Annotated in this window: 14 protein-coding genes and 1 pseudogene; 7 read left to right on the top strand and 8 right to left on the bottom strand. The window is 62.7% G+C overall.

The window, feature by feature from the left end; genetic code table 11:
• The first annotated feature begins 151 nt into the window (after window positions 1-151).
• The 3 genes from EN804_RS25070 to nhaA all read left to right on the top strand — a co-directional run bounded on the left by EN804_RS25070 (window position 152) and on the right by nhaA (window position 3,605).
• A complete protein-coding gene (locus EN804_RS25070; RefSeq protein WP_135921602.1) occupies window positions 152-1,483 on the top strand; it encodes an ActS/PrrB/RegB family redox-sensitive histidine kinase in 1,332 nt (443 codons plus the stop codon).
• A gap of 65 nt (window positions 1,484-1,548) precedes the next feature.
• Window positions 1,549-2,112, top strand: coding sequence for an ActR/PrrA/RegA family redox response regulator transcription factor (locus EN804_RS25065; protein ID WP_015314185.1), 564 nt, complete (start codon window positions 1,549-1,551; stop codon window positions 2,110-2,112).
• A gap of 299 nt (window positions 2,113-2,411) precedes the next feature.
• On the top strand, window positions 2,412-3,605 hold the full coding sequence (gene nhaA, locus EN804_RS25055) for a Na+/H+ antiporter NhaA (RefSeq protein WP_135921601.1): 1,194 nt from the start codon (window positions 2,412-2,414) through the stop codon (window positions 3,603-3,605).
• 102 nt (window positions 3,606-3,707) lie between these two features.
• Here the strand turns inward: nhaA and EN804_RS25050 are convergent, their stop codons facing one another.
• Window positions 3,708-4,208: an MmcB family DNA repair protein gene (locus tag EN804_RS25050; RefSeq protein ID WP_167531471.1), complete on the bottom strand. Its 501-nt coding sequence runs from the start codon at window positions 4,206-4,208 to the stop codon at window positions 3,708-3,710.
• 111 nt (window positions 4,209-4,319) lie between these two features.
• Here EN804_RS25050 and EN804_RS25045 point away from each other — a divergent pair.
• From EN804_RS25045 to EN804_RS37330, 3 genes and pseudogenes are all read left to right on the top strand, one after another.
• Window positions 4,320-5,260 (top strand): annotated as a pseudogene (locus tag EN804_RS25045) (IS1595 family transposase).
• A 770-nt stretch (window positions 5,261-6,030) separates the two neighbouring features.
• Window positions 6,031-6,207 carry a hypothetical protein gene (locus EN804_RS37335; protein WP_189524568.1) on the top strand — a complete coding sequence of 59 codons (177 nt, stop codon included), beginning with the start codon at window positions 6,031-6,033 and terminating at the stop codon, window positions 6,205-6,207.
• Between the two features lie 9 nt (window positions 6,208-6,216).
• The gene (locus EN804_RS37330; protein ID WP_189524567.1) at window positions 6,217-6,558 is read left to right on the top strand and encodes a DUF3592 domain-containing protein; all 342 of its coding nucleotides are present in this window, start codon (window positions 6,217-6,219) and stop codon (window positions 6,556-6,558) included.
• A 534-nt stretch (window positions 6,559-7,092) separates the two neighbouring features.
• Here the strand turns inward: EN804_RS37330 and EN804_RS25035 are convergent.
• Window positions 7,093-7,563 carry a nucleoside deaminase gene (locus tag EN804_RS25035; RefSeq protein WP_127873015.1) on the bottom strand — a complete coding sequence of 157 codons (471 nt, stop codon included), beginning with the start codon at window positions 7,561-7,563 and terminating at the stop codon, window positions 7,093-7,095.
• 155 nt (window positions 7,564-7,718) lie between these two features.
• Complete coding sequence (gene cueR, locus EN804_RS25030) at window positions 7,719-8,228, bottom strand: Cu(I)-responsive transcriptional regulator (protein ID WP_127873016.1); 510 nt, start codon at window positions 8,226-8,228, stop codon at window positions 7,719-7,721.
• A 225-nt stretch (window positions 8,229-8,453) separates the two neighbouring features.
• Here cueR and EN804_RS25025 point away from each other — a divergent pair, with 225 nt between their 5' ends.
• The gene (locus EN804_RS25025) at window positions 8,454-9,071 is read left to right on the top strand and encodes a L,D-transpeptidase (RefSeq protein WP_127873017.1); all 618 of its coding nucleotides are present in this window, start codon (window positions 8,454-8,456) and stop codon (window positions 9,069-9,071) included.
• Window positions 9,072-9,266: 195 nt separating this feature from the next.
• Here the strand turns inward: EN804_RS25025 and EN804_RS25020 are convergent, their stop codons facing one another.
• From EN804_RS25020 to EN804_RS24995, 5 genes are all read right to left on the bottom strand, one after another.
• Window positions 9,267-9,836, bottom strand: coding sequence for a NifU family protein (locus EN804_RS25020; protein WP_027142904.1), 570 nt, complete (start codon window positions 9,834-9,836; stop codon window positions 9,267-9,269).
• A gap of 146 nt (window positions 9,837-9,982) precedes the next feature.
• A complete protein-coding gene (locus EN804_RS25015; protein ID WP_010913128.1) occupies window positions 9,983-10,474 on the bottom strand; it encodes a universal stress protein in 492 nt (163 codons plus the stop codon).
• 119 nt (window positions 10,475-10,593) lie between these two features.
• Window positions 10,594-11,661: a tryptophan--tRNA ligase gene (gene trpS, locus EN804_RS25010; protein ID WP_127277841.1), complete on the bottom strand. Its 1,068-nt coding sequence runs from the start codon at window positions 11,659-11,661 to the stop codon at window positions 10,594-10,596.
• A 277-nt stretch (window positions 11,662-11,938) separates the two neighbouring features.
• On the bottom strand, window positions 11,939-13,540 hold the full coding sequence (gene murJ, locus EN804_RS25000; RefSeq protein WP_127873018.1) for a murein biosynthesis integral membrane protein MurJ: 1,602 nt from the start codon (window positions 13,538-13,540) through the stop codon (window positions 11,939-11,941).
• 46 nt (window positions 13,541-13,586) lie between these two features.
• The gene (locus EN804_RS24995) at window positions 13,587-16,388 is read right to left on the bottom strand and encodes a [protein-PII] uridylyltransferase (RefSeq protein WP_127277843.1); all 2,802 of its coding nucleotides are present in this window, start codon (window positions 16,386-16,388) and stop codon (window positions 13,587-13,589) included.
• Window positions 16,389-16,435: the final 47 nt, after the last annotated feature.

Below are 16,435 nucleotides of genomic sequence, written 5' to 3'. Positions count from 1 at the left end.
CTATGGCCAAGGTCACGGAATGGATCCCAGGGTCTCCGCGACGGAGCTACGCTCCTGCTCCGCCCTGGGATGACGAAGTTTTGAGGCCTCGGCCAATCCCGAATGTCCCTTTGCACCGCTACTAGCGCTGTCCATCCCGCGGCTGTAATCCATGGCCATGATCAACATCCTGAACACACCCGATTTCCAGCAGAGCCAGCGGCTGCGCCTCAACACGCTGATCCGGCTGCGCTGGCTTGCCATTGTCGGCCAGAGCGTTACGGTTCTTGTCGTCGCCTACGGCCTGAAATTCCCGCTGCCGGTCAGCCTGTGTTTTGCGCTTATCGCCTGTTCGGCCTGGATGAACCTGTTTCTGGCCTTCCGGTTCCCGGCCGCGCATAGGCTTACCCCGTTCGCCGCCTTCGGCATCCTGATCTTCGACAGCCTGCAGCTTGCCGGCCTGCTCTACATGACCGGCGGCCTGACCAACCCGTTCTCGCTGCTGATGACCGTGCCCGTGGTCATTTCGGCGACGTCGCTGCCCCTCCGGCTCACCGCCATCCTTGGCGGGCTGGTGATGATAGCGGCGACCTTGCTGGTCTTTCGCCATCTGCCGCTGCCCTGGTACGAAGGCGCGCCGCTGGTGATGCCCTTTATCTATGTCGCCGGCATGTGGATGGCGGTGCTGTCCTCCATCGCCTTCACCGCCATGTACGCCTTCCGGGTGGCCGCCGAGGCCCGGCTTCTGGCCAACGCGCTGGCCGCCACCGAACTGGTGCTGCAGCGCGAGCAGCACCTTTCGGCGCTCGACGGCCTGGCGGCCGCCGCCGCGCACGAACTCGGCACGCCGCTCGCCACCATCACGCTGGTCGCCAAGGAAATGGAGAAGGCGCTCGGCACCGATCCGAAATACGGGGAAGACGTGAAGCTGCTGCGCTCGCAGAGCGAGCGCTGCCGCGAAATCCTCAAGCGCCTGACCAGCCTGTCGTCGGAGGGCGAGGCGCATCTGTCGCGCCTGCCGCTGACCTCGCTGGTCGAGGAGGTCACCGCGCCGCATCGCGACTTCGGCATTTCGATCAAGCTTCGTCCCGGCGACCGGACCGGGCCGGAGCCTGTCGGGCGGCGCAATCCGGGTGTCATCTACGGCCTCGGCAACCTGGTCGAGAATGCCGTCGATTTCGCCCGCAACAGCGTCACCGTGCGCTGGAGCTGGGACGAGGCGATGGTCTCCTTCTCCATCACCGATGACGGCCCGGGTTTTCCGCCCGAGATCATCGACCGCATTGGCGAGCCCTATATGTCGACACGCCAGGGTACGGAAGCTGGCGGCGGCCTCGGGCTCGGCCTGTTCATCGCCAAGACTTTGCTCGAACGGTCTGGCGCCACGCTCGATTTTCGCAATTCGAGCGGCCTCGGCGAAGGGGCGGTGGTGCGGATTTCGTGGCCGAGAACTGTCTTCCTGAACCCGCAATCGGCCCCGGCGACCATGTTTGACACTGCGTAAATTGGACAATAGCCCCGCAAAACTATATCTGCGTAAAAATAAGGCAGCAGGAATTTTTCAAGACGATGACAGGCGATGAAAACAGTGGGCCCATGGTTGAAGGCGAGGACACCTCGCTTCTGATCGTCGATGACGACAAGCCGTTCCTGACCCGTCTGGCCCGTGCCATGGAAACCAGGGGTTTCGTGGTCGAGACGGCGGAGAGCGTCGAGGAGGCCGTGGGCAAGGCCCGCGCCAATCCGCCCGCCTATGCCGTGGTCGATATGCGGCTCGGCGACGGCAACGGCCTCGACGTGGTCGCCGCCATCCGCGAGAAGCGCGAGGATTCCCGCACCATCATCCTGACCGGTTACGGCAACATCGCCACCGCGGTGACCGCGGTGAAGCTCGGCGCCGTCGACTATCTGTCGAAGCCCGCCGATGCCGACGATGTCTTTGCCGCACTGACCCGCACCACCGGCGAGCGCGCCGCCCCGCCGGAAAACCCGATGTCGGCCGACCGTGTCCGCTGGGAACATATCCAGCGCGTCTACGAAATGTGCGAACGCAACGTCTCCGAGACCGCGCGCCGGCTCAACATGCATCGCCGCACGCTACAGCGGATCCTGGCCAAGCGCGCGCCGCGCTGAGGCGCGTCAACCACGCGGAGCATCAGACCAATACCAGTTTACAACGCGCAGCGGAGACCGCCTATTAGACAGGTCAGTGCCGCCCCTCATTGCCCTGCCGGGCTTTCTCCCCGTACGGGGAGAAAGCGGCCCGCCGCAACGCGGCGCCATGTTGCGACATCGGCGGTTGGCGAAATCGGCGATAACAGCGCCCCTCTCCCCGTCACTATACGGGGAGAGGATGCCGGCAGGCAGGTGAGGGGCAGCGCCGACGCTTGGACAATGAAACTCCGCCGAGCAGGCGGCATGACGGAGGCGACATGCAGGATCAGAAGCAGCGGCCGGTTTCCGTCTTCCGCGAATTCCTCGACAGCGAGGCGGCCGGCGGCATCATCCTGATGGCAGCGGCCGCCCTTGCCCTGATCGTCGCCAATTCGCCGCTCGCCGAAACCTATTTCGCCGTTCTCCACGCCTATCTCGGGCCGCTCAGTGTCTCGCACTGGGTCAATGACGGGCTGATGGCGGTGTTCTTCCTGCTCGTCGGGCTGGAGATCAAGCGCGAGATGCTGGATGGCCAGCTCTCGACCTGGCCGCGCAGGGTGCTGCCCGGCATCGCCGCGGCAGGCGGCATGGTGGTGCCGGCGCTGGTCTATGTCGCTGTCAACAGCAACAATCCGGCCGCACTGTCCGGCTGGGCGATCCCGACCGCCACCGATATCGCCTTCGCGCTCGGCGTGCTGTCGCTGCTCGGCAGCCGCGTGCCGGCTTCGCTGAAGGTCTTCCTGACCGCGCTTGCCATCATCGACGACCTCGGCGCGGTCATCATCATCGCCATATTCTACACCAGCGGCCTGTCGCTAGCCTATCTCGGCGCGGCCTTCGCCGTCATTGCCGTGCTTGTCGTGCTCAACCGCATGCGGATGATGAGCCTGGTGCCCTATCTCGTGCTTGGCGCCATCCTGTGGGTGCTGGTGCTGAAGTCGGGCGTCCATGCCACACTCGCCGGCGTTGCGTTGGCGCTCACCATTCCGCTCGAACGCTCCGCCGGGATCGGCCACGATCTCGACCATTCGCCGCTGCACCGGCTTGAGCATGGCCTGCACAAGCTGGTGGCGTTCATCGTCATCCCGATCTTCGGCTTTGCCAATGCCGGCGTTTCGCTCGCCGGCTTGAGTTTCGGCGCCCTGATCGAACCTCTGACGCTGGGCGTCGCGGCCGGTCTCGTCGTCGGCAAGCTGGTCGGCGTGTTCGGCTCCTCCGCGCTCGCCATCCGCTTCGGCCTTGCCGACCTGCCGGCCCATGCCGGCTGGGTGCACATGCTCGGCATCTCGCTGCTGTGCGGTATCGGCTTCACCATGAGCCTGTTCATCGGCCTGCTCGCCTTCGCCAGCGACGTGGCGCTGCAGGACGCGGTCAAGGTTGGCATCCTCGCGGGCTCCTTCATCGCCGCGCTGCTCGGTGCCGCGGTGCTGCTGATGGCTCCGGCTGCGCGTGGAGTGGAAGTGGAAGAGTAGAACGGGTTTTGCAGACCTCGGTTCCTCGCCCCACTTTCGTGGGGCGAGGAACCCATGTTCTGCGAGGCTGCCGCATGTGACTCTTGGCGCAATTGCCAGCCGCTACTCGCTTTCCCCCTCGAGCACCGGCACCGCGACACCCGCAAGCTCCGCCGCCAGCAGCCGCGAAGCACCGGCGCGCGCGATGCGCAGCATCAGCGCCTTGCGCGTTGCCGCCGCCATGCGGTGTTCGGGTGCGTCGCGCAGGATTTCAGCGCCATAGCCGTCGGAGAGGATGAACCCGCACTCTTCCGGAAAAATCTCCGCCGGCACACCGGGATGGGTGGCGAAGAAAAAACGGTCGGAATGTAGCCGGTAATCAGGCCATTTGCGGTCGACGCGAAAATCCTCGATCGAGGATTTGATCTCGATGATCCAGATGTCGCCCTGCCGGGTCAGCGCCACGAGGTCGGCTCGGCGGCCGGTGGCCAGTGACAGTTCAGGCAGCACATGCGCGCCCATTTGCATCAGCAACCGCTGCACGCCGCGCCGCACCAGCATGGCGCGCTCGGACTGGCGGCCGTCGATCAGAGGATTCAGGGGAATCGGGGAGATGATTGGCATGCCAGGCACCATGCCAGATTTTGTTCACGGTTTGAACCCGGCGATTGGAGGCGATTATATATTTGACAGACCCAAACGGATATGCGATAACGAATCCAAGGAGTTATCGTTATGTCCGTTCTGTCACGCCCCTACTTCCACGATGAAGCCGCCGCCTTTGAGCATGTCGAGGGTATGCTGTGGCCGCAGGGCCCGGTTTGCTTCCATTGCGGTTCGATGGAAAAGCACTACGCCTTGAAGGGTGGCCGCACGAAGCCCTCCAAGAAGAACCCGCATGGCTTGGAAATCCACGGCCTCTATAAGTGCTCGGATTGCCGTAAGAAGTTCACCGTTCGCATGGGCACGATCTTCGAGGAGTCCAAGCTCCCGCTGCATATCTGGCTACAGGCGTTGCACGCCATGTGCGCCAGCAAGAAGGGCGTTTCGGCCCATCAACTGCACCGCGCTCTGGAAATCACCTACAAGACGGCGTGGTTCCTCTGCCATCGCATCCGCGAAGCCATGCGCTCTGATGACTTCACGCCCATGGGCGGGGCAGGCAAGTTTGTTGAGGTGGACGAAACCTACATTGGCCGTCTCGCCGGTATGCCTGTGAAGAAGGGCGGCAGCGCTCACAAGAATACGGTCGTTACGCTGGTCGAGCGCGGCGGCAAGGCCCGTTCCTTCCACGTCGATACCGCCCGCATGGGCAATGTCATGCCTATCGTCCGCGCCAACATCGCCAAGGAAAGCGCGCTCATGACCGACGAAAGCGGCATCTATCGCCGCGCGGGCCAGGATTTCGCCTCGCACGAGTTCGTCACGCATTCCAAGGATGAATATGTTCGCGGCAATATCCACACCAACACCATCGAAGGCTATTTCTCGATCTTCAAGCGCGGCATGAAGGGCGTCTATCAGCATTGCGCCGAACACCATCTGCACCGCTATCTGGCCGAGTTCGATTTCCGGTACAGCAACCGCGTCGCTTGGGCATTGACGACAACGTTCGTTCGCTGATCGCCTTGAAGGGCGCCAAGGGCAAGCGCCTGACGTATCGTCAACCTGCTTGATGCCAAGAAGGACCACTACCGAAAACCGGTGCAGCTAAAGTTGCCGCTTTGGAAGGGCGAACCGTTTCGGAAACGATACAAGCGTTGAGAACTAAGGCTCTAGTGGACAATTTATTTACGGGATTCACAGACCTCTTCCGATTTGCTAAAATCACCATGCTTAGCGAGGTCCGCACTTCCCGAGGGAGGGATAAGCACTATGTTAGGCCGTTCTGGCGTGCGACACGGTGAAATTCTGCCTGCCGTAGCACCATGTTAGGCCATGGGAGCGACTTATAGGGTTCTCAGGCAGGCCCTATCATGCCAGTTGACGAAGGGGACGGCTGCCTAGGCCGTCCCCTCATTATTTGTGGGTCTGCAAGAGCGGGCCGCGCCGCAGGATTGATGTAGTCTGCCGAGCCCGAGACCTGTGGAACGTGGTGAGATAGATCTCAAAACCAGATGCCGCCGACTTCACCGCGCCTATGTATCGTACCAGGGTCTCGGGATGGACGTAGCTAACGCAGCCAGAATTGGGCTTTTGATTTGCTCCAACCCTATCGGACTGGCCTACCCAAAGGCCAAATGTAAGCATAAGGGGGATGCAAAGCAGGTCGATAAACGTAACGTCTGGATGTTCCTCCATTACGTGCTTGAGTGAGTAGTTCGACAGGTAGACAATGGGCAAGGAGGCACAAATAAAATCCGCCACCGGCTCTGGCAACTTACCTACCTCAATTGGATCGATCCTGCCGGCAAGAAGTTCATATATCTGAGAAAGTTCCAGCCCCATGAATAAAACGGAATCAGAGAAGCCCCCCAAGAGTCAAGTAGAGAAGTTCCGCGAACTGGCGCGCAAGATCGAAACCGTCGATTCCGAAGAGCCGTTGAACGCAGCGATTAGGAAGGTGGCGAAAGCGCCGCCGCCGAAGGCGGATACCGAAAAGGGCGGCAAAGACTCAAGCTGAGCGGCTTTGATGGCGTTCCTTCTGGCCTTCATACTTTGCGGGGCAGCATTAGTTGCCGCCGCAATCATTCATCAAAACTGGTTGCGGGACCACACAAAGGACTGGGTTCCGACAACCGCAGAGGTCTTGAAATTTATTGATGGGGGCGACGGGTCAGACAGTTATCTGCTGCAATACTCGTTTGACGGAGAGGTTTATCGCATCGAAACGAGCCCATGGCTATTTCCCATCGGCGCTGCGAAGGCTGGCTCGATTATCACCGTTTTAGTCAATCCGAAGGCTCCGCGAGAATGCGCTGGCAAGTTACCGCAGGGTGGCGGATTCCGGTGGTTTGGGGCCGGGTCGAAGTAGGCCCTAACGGCGCTTGTCGCCCGTCCTTACGGACTATCGATAGCTTGGGCGCGCGGGCTTCCCGGATGATCTTGGCGGCTTCCTGAACCGTTATGCCAACCTTGCGGGCATAGTAGGCGGCTTCCGCTTCAAGATCGACTTCTATCGGCTCTTCAATCGCCTGATTGGCCTTCCGTTTTGTCTTCTTCCCCATGTGCCGAAGGCTGTCATTGTGTTACCGCGCGGATGGAGGGGTCCGATTGCGCCCCGGCAAATTCGGTTATTCCAGCGCTTCCTTTGTCTTCAAAACCGCACTAACGAAAGAACCGAACTCTTCGACGCTGAATGTGCAGCTGCAGCTCTCGACTGCGCCCGTATGGCCGAGGTGGAAGCTCACGAACTTCTCGTTTTCGGCTGGGATAAGCTTAACCAGAAACATAAATGAATGGGAGCCTGCCGTCACAGAGTTCCGGCGCAATTCGCCAATGGGTCTGTCAAATATACAATCGCCCGATTGGATATTTGACAACCCACCCCCTTGGGCGCGAAGAACCACTACCGCTGCCAGAAGCCACGGTGCACCGAGACCAGTTCGTCCGCAATTTCGGGGAAGGGGCCGTGAACCTCGATCTTCTTCTGTCCAGAGCCGAGCACAATGCGCGAGGACAGGCTCATCGTCGGGTTTTCGGGATGGTCGCCAGTCAGCGCGAGGAGTTCGGTTTCCTCGAAGCCGTAGACCAGCCGGCCGATATTTGCCCAGTAGAGCGTTCCGGTGCACATCGCACAGGGCTCGCCGGTCGAGACCAGCGTGCATGTCCAGAGAAACTCCGGCGAATAGGCTGCCGCCGCGCGCCGGGCAAGTTCGGTCTCGGCATGATGCACGGTGTCGATATTGCCTTGGCGCATGAGGATCGCGTCATCGGGGCCGACTAGAACAGCACCGAACGGATGGTGGCCGTGCGCGGCAGCCTCGCGAGCGACCGCATCGGCGGCGCGAAGGTGGGCGAGCATCTGGTCGCGGGTCATGCGGTCTCTCCGATCACCGGGGTCACCGGTCAGTGGGACAGCTGCAGTGCTTATATCCTACGCTCATATTAGAGCGTGCAATATACCACACGAACCAATGCTGACAGCAAGGTCGCTCGCACCGCCAACAACCACGGCGGAATCCAGCCAATCGGTCATGAGGCGGGACCAGGCTTTGAGGATCTCGGCCTATCCGGCTTGTCGCCCGTCGCACCCTGGCGTTGACCACCGTCTTCAATACGCTGTCCATCGATCCTGCGCTGGGGTTTGTCGCTGACTAACGCCCCCGCCATATCATCCAGGATCGGGCAGTCCGGCCGCTCGTCGCCATGGCAGGCGTGGACGAGCTTCTGCAGTGTCGAGCGCATCGATTGCAATTCGCGCACCTTCTCCTCGATGGCCGTGACATGGGCGGCGGCGATCGCGCGCACGTCGTGGCTGGCGCGGCCGCGATCCTTGTAGAGCGCCATCAACTGGCGGCAATCGTCTATGGAAAAGCCGAGATTGCGCGCGCGGCGCAGGAAGGCCAGCCGGTGGATGTCGTCGCCCGAATAATCGCGGTAGCCATTGGCGGCGCGCGCGGGCGCGATCAGGCCGATCTCCTCGTAGTAACGGATGGTCTTGGCCGGCAGGCCTGAGCGGTGGGCGGCGTCGCCGACATTCATGGCGGGTCCTCGATTTTGCGGGGCCCGTGATTCAGGCCTCATTGAATTTCCTTCACAATCCGGTGAAGTATGTTGCCGAAATGCCATAGTGATACGCATACCAGCACGTAAGTCCCCGCATATAGGCATCGTGTGCTTGGCAAGCAAAGCAAATGCCAGCATGAATGATGGCAAGAAAGCGGCCGACTCGTGCCGCTCTGGTTCAGGCGGGGCACCGATCACCACATGCGCATGAAGTCGCTTGCAATAATTGCCGCATTGGCGCTGTCCACCGCTATTGCCGGTTGCAGCACCATCGGCGGGCAGATATTTTCCAACGACTATGGCGCGGTGACCGATGCCGGCTACCAGCTGCCGCGCATCCCGATCGAGAAGGTTCCCTCGAAGTACCATCGCCAGGAAGTCAGCTACGACACCAAGGAAAAGCCGGGCACCATCATCGTCGATACGCAGAACAAGTTTCTGTACTTCGTCGAGGGTGACGGCCGGGCCATCCGCTACGGCATCGGCGTCGGCCGCGAGGGCTTCGAATGGCACGGCACCGCCCATATCGCCATCAAGCGCGAATGGCCGACCTGGACGCCGCCCTCACAGATGATCAAGCGCCAGCCCGAGCTCGCCAAGTTCGCCGGCGGCATGGATCCTGGCCTGAAGAACCCGCTCGGCGCGCGCGCCATGTACCTGTTCAACAAGGGCGGCGACATGGGCTACCGCCTGCACGGCAGCCCGGAATGGAACTCGATCGGCAAGGCGATGTCGTCGGGCTGCATCCGGCTGATGAACCAGGATGTCATCGACCTCTATGATCGCGCCGAGGTCGGCGCCAAGGTCATCGTTCTTTAGGCCATGATGCCGGGAAGCCTGTCCGCTTTTTCGGCATATCGTGGTTAAATTGGAAGTCGCCTTTCATACGCGGACCGTCTAGGCAACAACGGACGTCCCAAACAGAAAACCGGGCAATTCGGCCCGGTTTTTTGTTGTTCGCGGATAGGATGTTTCAGGCCGCGCTCGCAGATCGACGGCGGCGCGGAAGAAGAATCAGGAAACCTGCTCGACCTGCTGCACTTCCGGTACGAAATGGCGAAGCAGGTTCTGGATGCCGTGCTTCAACGTCGCCGTCGACGACGGGCAACCGGCGCAGGCACCTTTCATGTGCAGGAACACGGTGCCGTTCTCGAAGCCGCGGAAGGTGATGTCGCCGCCGTCCTGGGCGACCGCCGGGCGCACGCGCGTGTCGAGCAACTCCTTGATGGTGATGACGAGCTCCTCGTCGGCCTTGTCGTAGAATTCGCCCGTCTGGCTGGTCTCGGCGGCGGGGCCGGCCTTGGCCATGACAGGCGCGCCGGACATGAAATGCTCCATGATGGCGCCGAGGATCGCCGGCTTCAGGTGCTGCCAGTCCGGACCATCCTTCGACACGGTGATGAAATCATAGCCGAAGAACACGCCGGTGACGCCAGGGATTTCGAACAGCCGCCCAGCCAGCGGCGAGGCCGTCGCCGCACTGTCGGCATCACGGAAATCGGCGGTGCCTTCGAGCAGCACTTCCTTGCCAGGCAGGAACTTCAACGTCGCCGGATTGGGCGTCGACTCGGTCTGGATGAACATGGCCGTCTCCATGCCCGTTTTGGGCAACTAGTTTGGAATAGTTCTAAATAGGCTCTATCGGCGGGACATTCAAGCGAAACGCATCGCCGGAACGGCCGGCCGGCGGAATGTTTTTGCTGGCTGGGGAGCTGAATCCCGGGCGGGCCTCAGGCCAGGCTGTCGATTTCCTCATCCGACAGATTCTGCGGTACAACGGTGACCGGAATGGGGAAAGCGGCACCCTTGCCGGCCACGGCACCGACCAGCGGGCCCGGCCCTTCCTTGCCGGCGCCGGCCGCCAGCACGAGAATGGCGATGTCCTGGTCTTCCTCGATCAGCTTGTGGATCTCTTCGGTCGGCTTGCCTTCGCGCACGACCATCTCCGGTTCGATGCCGAGCTTCTGGCGCACCTTGTTGGCGTAGCCGTCCAGCGCCGCGCGCGCCGTGGCGTTCGCCTCCTCGCGCATGATCTTCTCGACGCCCAGCCAGTGCTGGAAGTCGTCCGGCACGATGACATAGAGCAGCACCAGCGTGCCGCTGGTGCTCTGCGCCCGCTTCGAAGCGTAGGCGACGGCGCGTTCGCATTCCGGCGTGTCATCGATGATCGTCAGGAATTTCCTGCGATGACCGGCTTCGCGGCTGAGGCGTTTGGAGACCATGTCTATCTACTCGGTATCTTTTCGGCCGCAATCTGCCACCGCGGCAGGCCGGCGGCAAGCCGCCGGCCATAGGCCAGTATGTCTTGGGCCGGTACGAGGCGGCGCATTGACGATCGGGCTCAGCCCTGCAGCAGCCCGATAATGTCGCGCACCGTCTTCATAGTCGTCTCGGCGAGCACGCCGGCGCGTTCGCCGCCATCCCGGAGCACCGCGTCGACATAGGCGCGGTCGCCCTGGATGCGGCGCATCTCGCTGGCGATCGGCGCCAGTTTCTCCACCGCGAGATCGGCCAGCGCCGGCTTGAACACGGAGAATTGCTGGCCGCCGAATTGCTTCAGCACATCGGCCTTCGACATTTCCGCGAGGCCCGCATAGATGCCGACCAGGTTCTCCGCCTCGGGCCGGCTTTCCAGTCCGTCGACCTCGCTCGGCAAGGCCTCCGGGTCGGTCTTGGCCTTGCGGATCTTCTTCGAGATGGTGTCGGCATCGTCGGTCAGGTTGATGCGCGACAGATCCGATGGGTCCGACTTCGACATTTTCTTCGACCCGTCGCGCAGGCTCATGATGCGCGCCGCCGGGCCGCCGATGACCGGTTCGGTGATCGGGAAGAAGCCGTTCACCGTCTCCTCGCCGACCTGCATCTCGACGCCGACACCAAGACCGGCGATGCGGTTGGAGAAATCGTTGTTGAATTTCTGGGCGATGTCGCGGGTCAATTCCAGGTGCTGCTTCTGGTCCTCGCCCACCGGCACATGGGTGGCGCGATAAAGCAGGATGTCGGCCGCCATCAGCGAGGGATAGGCGAGCAGGCCCAGCGAGGCATTCTCGCGGTCCTTGCCGGCCTTGTCCTTGAACTGCGTCATCTTGTTCATCCAGCCGATGCGCGCGACGCAATTGAAGATCCAGGCGAGCTCGGCATGCTGCATCACCCGCGACTGGTTGAAGACGATGTGCTTCTTCGGGTCGATGCCGGAGGCGAGGAACGCCGCGGTGATCGACCGCGTCTGGTCGGCAAGGTCGTCATGGACGAGTTGCGCGGTCAGCGAATGCAGGTCGACGACGCAGTAGATGCAGTCCGACGTATCCTGCAGGGCGACGAATTTCTTGATGGCGCCGAGATAGTTGCCGAGATGCAGATTGCCGGTCGGCTGGACGCCGGAGAAGACGAGTGGCTTGAAGGCGGACATGGATTTTCCCCGTGGCTTGTGGAGGGCCGTTTCGCACGCGGCGAAAGTCTTTCGACGGCGCGCTTATGAACGAAGGGGCGGACGGGATCAAGAGGCGGAAGTTGGGCCGCTGGGCGGATGACTTCGTCCTGACAGGTTCGCGCCGCCCCTCATTGTCCTGCCGGACATTTCTCCCCGTATAGTGACGGGGAGAAAAAGCGCCGTAGCCCGCTCAGCCTCTTTCTCCCCGTTCTACGGGGAGAAATGCCCGGCAGGGCAATGAGGGGCGGCGCAGACACTATAAATCCTGGGACGGGTCCTTGACCGCCGCCTTGCCTGAGCCACGTTTCACATTCCTGCGGATCATGCCGAAATCGGCGCCGCCCGTGGCGAACGCCGTGACGAAATAGAGCGTCGCCCCGCCGGCCACCAGCGCCAGCACGGTCGTTGCCTTGATCACCAGCGGCGAGCCCGGTCCGAGCCTGACGGCGAAATAATGCTCGGCGAAATAGAGGGCGACCCCCATTACCACCGCTGACAGCACGAGGCGCGGAATGCGTTTCAAGAGCGGAACGTCGCGACCCCAATGGCCGCGCCGGATCAGCACGGCAAGCAGCATCAGCGCGTTGACCCAGCCGGCGACGGCCGACGCCACGGCGATTCCGGGCGCGCCCATCCTCGGGAACAGCGTCAGCGCGGTGGCGACGTTCACCGCCACGGAGATTGCGGCGAAGATCATCGGCGTGCGCGTGTCCTCGCGGGCGAAATAGCCTGGGGTGAAGGCCTTGATCAGGACGAAGGCCGGCAGGCCGAGACCGAAGATCGCAAGGATCGCCGCCACGACAGGGGTCGAATGGTTGGCGGCGAAGGCGCCGCGCTCGTAGACCAGCCGCACGATCGGCTCCGACATCACCCACAGCGCCGCCGCCGCAGGCAAGGTCATGAAAAGGGTGAATTCGACGGAGCGGTTCTGCAGATTGGCAGCCTCGATCAGGTTGCCCGACTTCAGCGCCCGCGACAGCTCGGGCAGCAGGACGATCGCCACCGCGACGCCGACGACACCGAGCGGCAGCTGGTAGACGCGGTCGGCATAGGCCAGCGAGGAGACGGCACTGTCCTGCGCCGAGGCGATGGCCGTGCCGATCAGCTGGTTGATCTGGGTGATGCCGCCGGTGATCGCCGCCGGCAGCGCCAGGATCAGGAGCCGTTTCACGTTCGGCGTCATCTTCGGCCGGCGGAAGCCGATCGAGATGCCGGCATTGCGCACCGCCACCCAGACGATGGCGAGTTGCACCATGCCCGCCGCCAGTACGCCCCAGGACAGGGCGAAGCCGACAGCATGTGCATCAAGCCCATGGTACCACGCGTAGCCAAGCACGCTGATCAGGATGATGTTGAGGAAAGCCGGCGCGATCGCCGCCGCGAAATAGCGGCGCAGCGAGTTCAGCATCCCCGCCATCATGGCGGCGAGCGACATGCAGATGAGATAGGGGAACATGATCGTCGCAAGCGTGACGGTCGTCTCGAACTTGCCCGGCGTGTCGGCGAAGCCCGGCGCCACCAGGTAGCGCACGATCAGCGGCATCGCCAGTTCCATGGCGATGGTCAGCACCAAGAGCGCCGAGAACAGGACCCCGAACACTTCTTCCGAGAAACGCTTGGCGCCGTCGGTGCCGTGCGTCTCGATTTCCTTGGCGAACAGCGGCACGAAGGCGGCGTTGAAGGCGCCCTCGGCGAACAGCCGGCGAAACGTGTTGGGGAACTGGAAGGCGGCGTTGAAGGCGTCCGCGACCGGTCCGGTGCCCAGAGCGGCTGCCATCAGCATTTCGCGGCCGAAACCGAGCGCACGGCTCATCAACGTGCCGGAAGCGACGGTAGCGAATTTCTTGACGAGACTCATGCGTTCGCAGACTGCCTGTGGGAATGGAAGAAGGAGATGATGGCCGTCACTCGGCGGCTGCCCTGGCCTTGCCGCCGCGTTCGAGTGCCGCGCCTTCGAGCGTCGCTATCAATCTGTTGCGAATGGTGGCGATGCGGGCCGGGCTGTCGATCTTCTGGCCGGTGAGGTCGGTGACATAGAAGGTGTCGATGACCTTCTCGCCGAAAGTGGTGATGTGCGCCGAGGCGATGTCGAGCGACAGGTCGGACAGCGTCCCGGTGATTTCCGACAGCAGGCCGGGCCGGTCGAGCCCCTCGACCTCGATGACCGAAAACCGGTTCGACAACGCGTTGCGGATTTCGGCGCGCGGCGGGATCTTGAACACCTTGGATCCGCGCCTTGGCTTGGTCCGTTTCTCGATCATTTCCGGCAGCCAGCTCTTGCCCGACAGCACGTCCTCGATCAGCTTGCCGACGCGCTCGGCGCGCCGGCGCTCGTCCTCGTCGCGGTCGAACTCCCTCGATATCAGGATCGTGTCCAGCGCGCGGCCGTCCGACGTGGTGAAGATCTGCGCGTCGACGATGTTGCCGCCGGCGCCGGCGCATGCCCCGGCAATGACCGAGAGAAGACGGGGATGGTCCTGCGCCAGCACGGTGATTTCGGTCACCGCCTCGAACTGGTGGGTCTTGACCATGGTGGCGAGCTTGTTGCCCGCCGCGTCCGCCTCGCGGATGAATTCGGCGTGGCGAAGCTGGTCCGGCAGGTCCACGGTCAGCAGGTAGTTTTCATAATGCAGTCCGACATAGCGCTTGCGCGCCTTGTCGGGCCAGTCGGCGAGCGCCTCCGCCAGGCGTTCGCGTGCCGCCGCCGTGCGCTGGGCGCGCGAGACTTCCGAAAAGCCGCCGGTCAGCAGCAGTTCGGTCTCGTAGTAGAGCGTACGCAGCAACTGGCCCTTCCAGCCGTTCCACACGCCCGGTCCGACGCCCCGGATGTCGCAGACGGTTAGGATCAACAGCATCTTCAGCCGCTCGACCGACTGCACGATCGAGGCGAAGTCCTCGATCGTCTTGCGATCGTTGAGGTCGCGGGTCTGCGCCGTCATCGACATGACGAGGTGGTTCTCGACCAGCCAGGCGACGGTTTCCGTATCGGCCGGCGAAAGCCCCATATGCGGGCAGATCCGCCTTGCGATCCTGGCGCCGGCCTCGGAATGGTCTTCAGGCCTGCCCTTGGCGATGTCGTGCAGCAGCACGGCGACATAAAGCGCCTCGCGGCTCTTCTTCAGGCCCGGCATCAGCGAATGCGACAGCGGATGCACCTTCTCGCCATCGCCGCGCTCGATCTCGGCCAGCACGCCGATGCAGCGGATCAGGTGCTCGTCGACCGTGTAGTGGTGGTACATCGAGAACTGCATCATGGCGACGATCTTGCCGAAATCCGGGATCAGCCGGCCCAGCAGCCCCGCCTCGTTCATGCGCCGCAGGTTGAGTTCGGCGTTGCGGTCCGAGGTCAATATGTCGAGAAACAGCCGGTTGGCTTCCTCGTCGCGCCTGAGCGACTTGTTGACCAGGCCGAGCGAACGGGTGAGCAGTTTCAGCGCATCGGGATGGAATTCCAGCCCGTGCTTGTCGGCGAACCAGAACAGCCTGAGAAGATTGACCGGATCGCGCTCGAACACCTGGTCGTCGGCGATGTTGATGCGATGGTTGTCGACGATGAAGTCTGACGTCCCGGCCAGCTTGCGCTTGCGGCGCTGGAAGGTCAGGAAGATGCGGTTGAAGCCGGGAACGTGCTTGGCCTGCTCCTCTTCCAGCGCGGCGCAGAAGATGCGGGTCAGGTCGCCGACATCCTTGGCAACGAGGAAATAGTGCTTCATGAAGCGTTCGACCGCCGACAGGCCGGGATGGGTCGTATAGCCGAGCCGTTCGGCGATCTCGCGCTGGATGTCGAAATGCAGCCGCTCCTCGGCCTTCCCGGTGAGGAAATGCATGTGGCACCGCACCGCCCACAGGAAATCCTCGGCCTTCTGGAACTCGCGATACTCGGCCTCGGTGAAGACGCCTTTCTCGACCAGTTCCTCGCCGGTGCGCACGCGGTAAAAATACTTGCCGATCCAGAACAGCGTCTGCAGATCGCGCAACCCACCCTTGCCGTCCTTGACGTTGGGCTCGACCAGATAGCGGCTTTCGCCGGCCTTGGCATGGCGCTCGTCGCGTTCGGCGAGCTTGGCCTGCACATATTCCGGGCCGGTCGTGCGCACCACCTCGTGGTCGAAGCGCAGCATCAGCTCATCATAGAGCTTGCGTTCGCCCCACAGGAATCGCGCCTCCAGGATCGAGGTGCGGATGGTGATGTCGGTGCGCGACAGCCTGAGGCACTCATCGATGTTGCGGGTGGCATGGCCGACCTTCAGCCCCATGTCCCACAGCATGTAGAGCATGTACTCGACCGTTTGTTCGCCCCACGGCGTCTGCTTGTAGGGCAGCAGGAACAACAGGTCGATGTCGGATCCCGGCGCCAGCGTGCCGCGGCCATAGCCGCCGACGGCAACGACCGCCATGCGTTCGGCCGAGGACCGGTTCTTCACCCGGTAGACATGCGTCGCGGCAAAATCGTAGAGCGCCCGGATCAGCTCGTCCATCAGGTGCGACAGCCGTTCGGCGCAGGCGTTGCCGCCGCCATCTTGCATCAGCATGGCCTCGGCTGTCTTGCGGCCCTCGGCGAGGCGCCCCTTGAGAAGCTGAAGAACGGCGGCACGGATGGCCTGGCTGGAACCGTCGCCGGCGCTGGCCGCGGTCAGCGCCGTCATCTCGCGGCGCAAAGCGTCGCCGTCGATCAGTTCATCGAGCTTCAGGGAGATTTTCGCCATGGATACCGGTCGGCCTTGCCTTTTGGGCGGCGTCTATAGCGTGTTTT

The organism is Mesorhizobium sp. M8A.F.Ca.ET.161.01.1.1 (assembly GCF_004792105.1).
Classification (GTDB): Bacteria; Pseudomonadota; Alphaproteobacteria; order Rhizobiales; family Rhizobiaceae; genus Mesorhizobium.
This window is presented reverse-complemented; position numbering and strand designations above follow the sequence as displayed.

Coding starts and splice junctions, on each gene's coding strand:
- EN804_RS25070 (WP_135921602.1), top strand. CDS start 152: ATGGCCATGATCAACATCCTGAACACACCCGATTTCCAGCAGAGCCAG.
- nhaA (WP_135921601.1), top strand. CDS start 2,412: ATGCAGGATCAGAAGCAGCGGCCGGTTTCCGTCTTCCGCGAATTCCTC.
- EN804_RS25035 (WP_127873015.1), bottom strand. CDS start 7,563: ATGACCCGCGACCAGATGCTCGCCCACCTTCGCGCCGCCGATGCGGTC.
- EN804_RS25025 (WP_127873017.1), top strand. CDS start 8,454: ATGCGCATGAAGTCGCTTGCAATAATTGCCGCATTGGCGCTGTCCACC.
- EN804_RS37335 (WP_189524568.1), top strand. CDS start 6,031: ATGAATAAAACGGAATCAGAGAAGCCCCCCAAGAGTCAAGTAGAGAAG.
- EN804_RS25015 (WP_010913128.1), bottom strand. CDS start 10,474: ATGGTCTCCAAACGCCTCAGCCGCGAAGCCGGTCATCGCAGGAAATTC.
- EN804_RS24995 (WP_127277843.1), bottom strand. CDS start 16,388: ATGGCGAAAATCTCCCTGAAGCTCGATGAACTGATCGACGGCGACGCT.
- murJ (WP_127873018.1), bottom strand. CDS start 13,540: ATGAGTCTCGTCAAGAAATTCGCTACCGTCGCTTCCGGCACGTTGATG.
- EN804_RS25020 (WP_027142904.1), bottom strand. CDS start 9,836: ATGTTCATCCAGACCGAGTCGACGCCCAATCCGGCGACGTTGAAGTTC.
- EN804_RS37330 (WP_189524567.1), top strand. CDS start 6,217: ATGGCGTTCCTTCTGGCCTTCATACTTTGCGGGGCAGCATTAGTTGCC.
- EN804_RS25050 (WP_167531471.1), bottom strand. CDS start 4,208: ATGCCAATCATCTCCCCGATTCCCCTGAATCCTCTGATCGACGGCCGC.
- cueR (WP_127873016.1), bottom strand. CDS start 8,228: ATGAATGTCGGCGACGCCGCCCACCGCTCAGGCCTGCCGGCCAAGACC.
- EN804_RS25065 (WP_015314185.1), top strand. CDS start 1,549: ATGACAGGCGATGAAAACAGTGGGCCCATGGTTGAAGGCGAGGACACC.
- trpS (WP_127277841.1), bottom strand. CDS start 11,661: ATGTCCGCCTTCAAGCCACTCGTCTTCTCCGGCGTCCAGCCGACCGGC.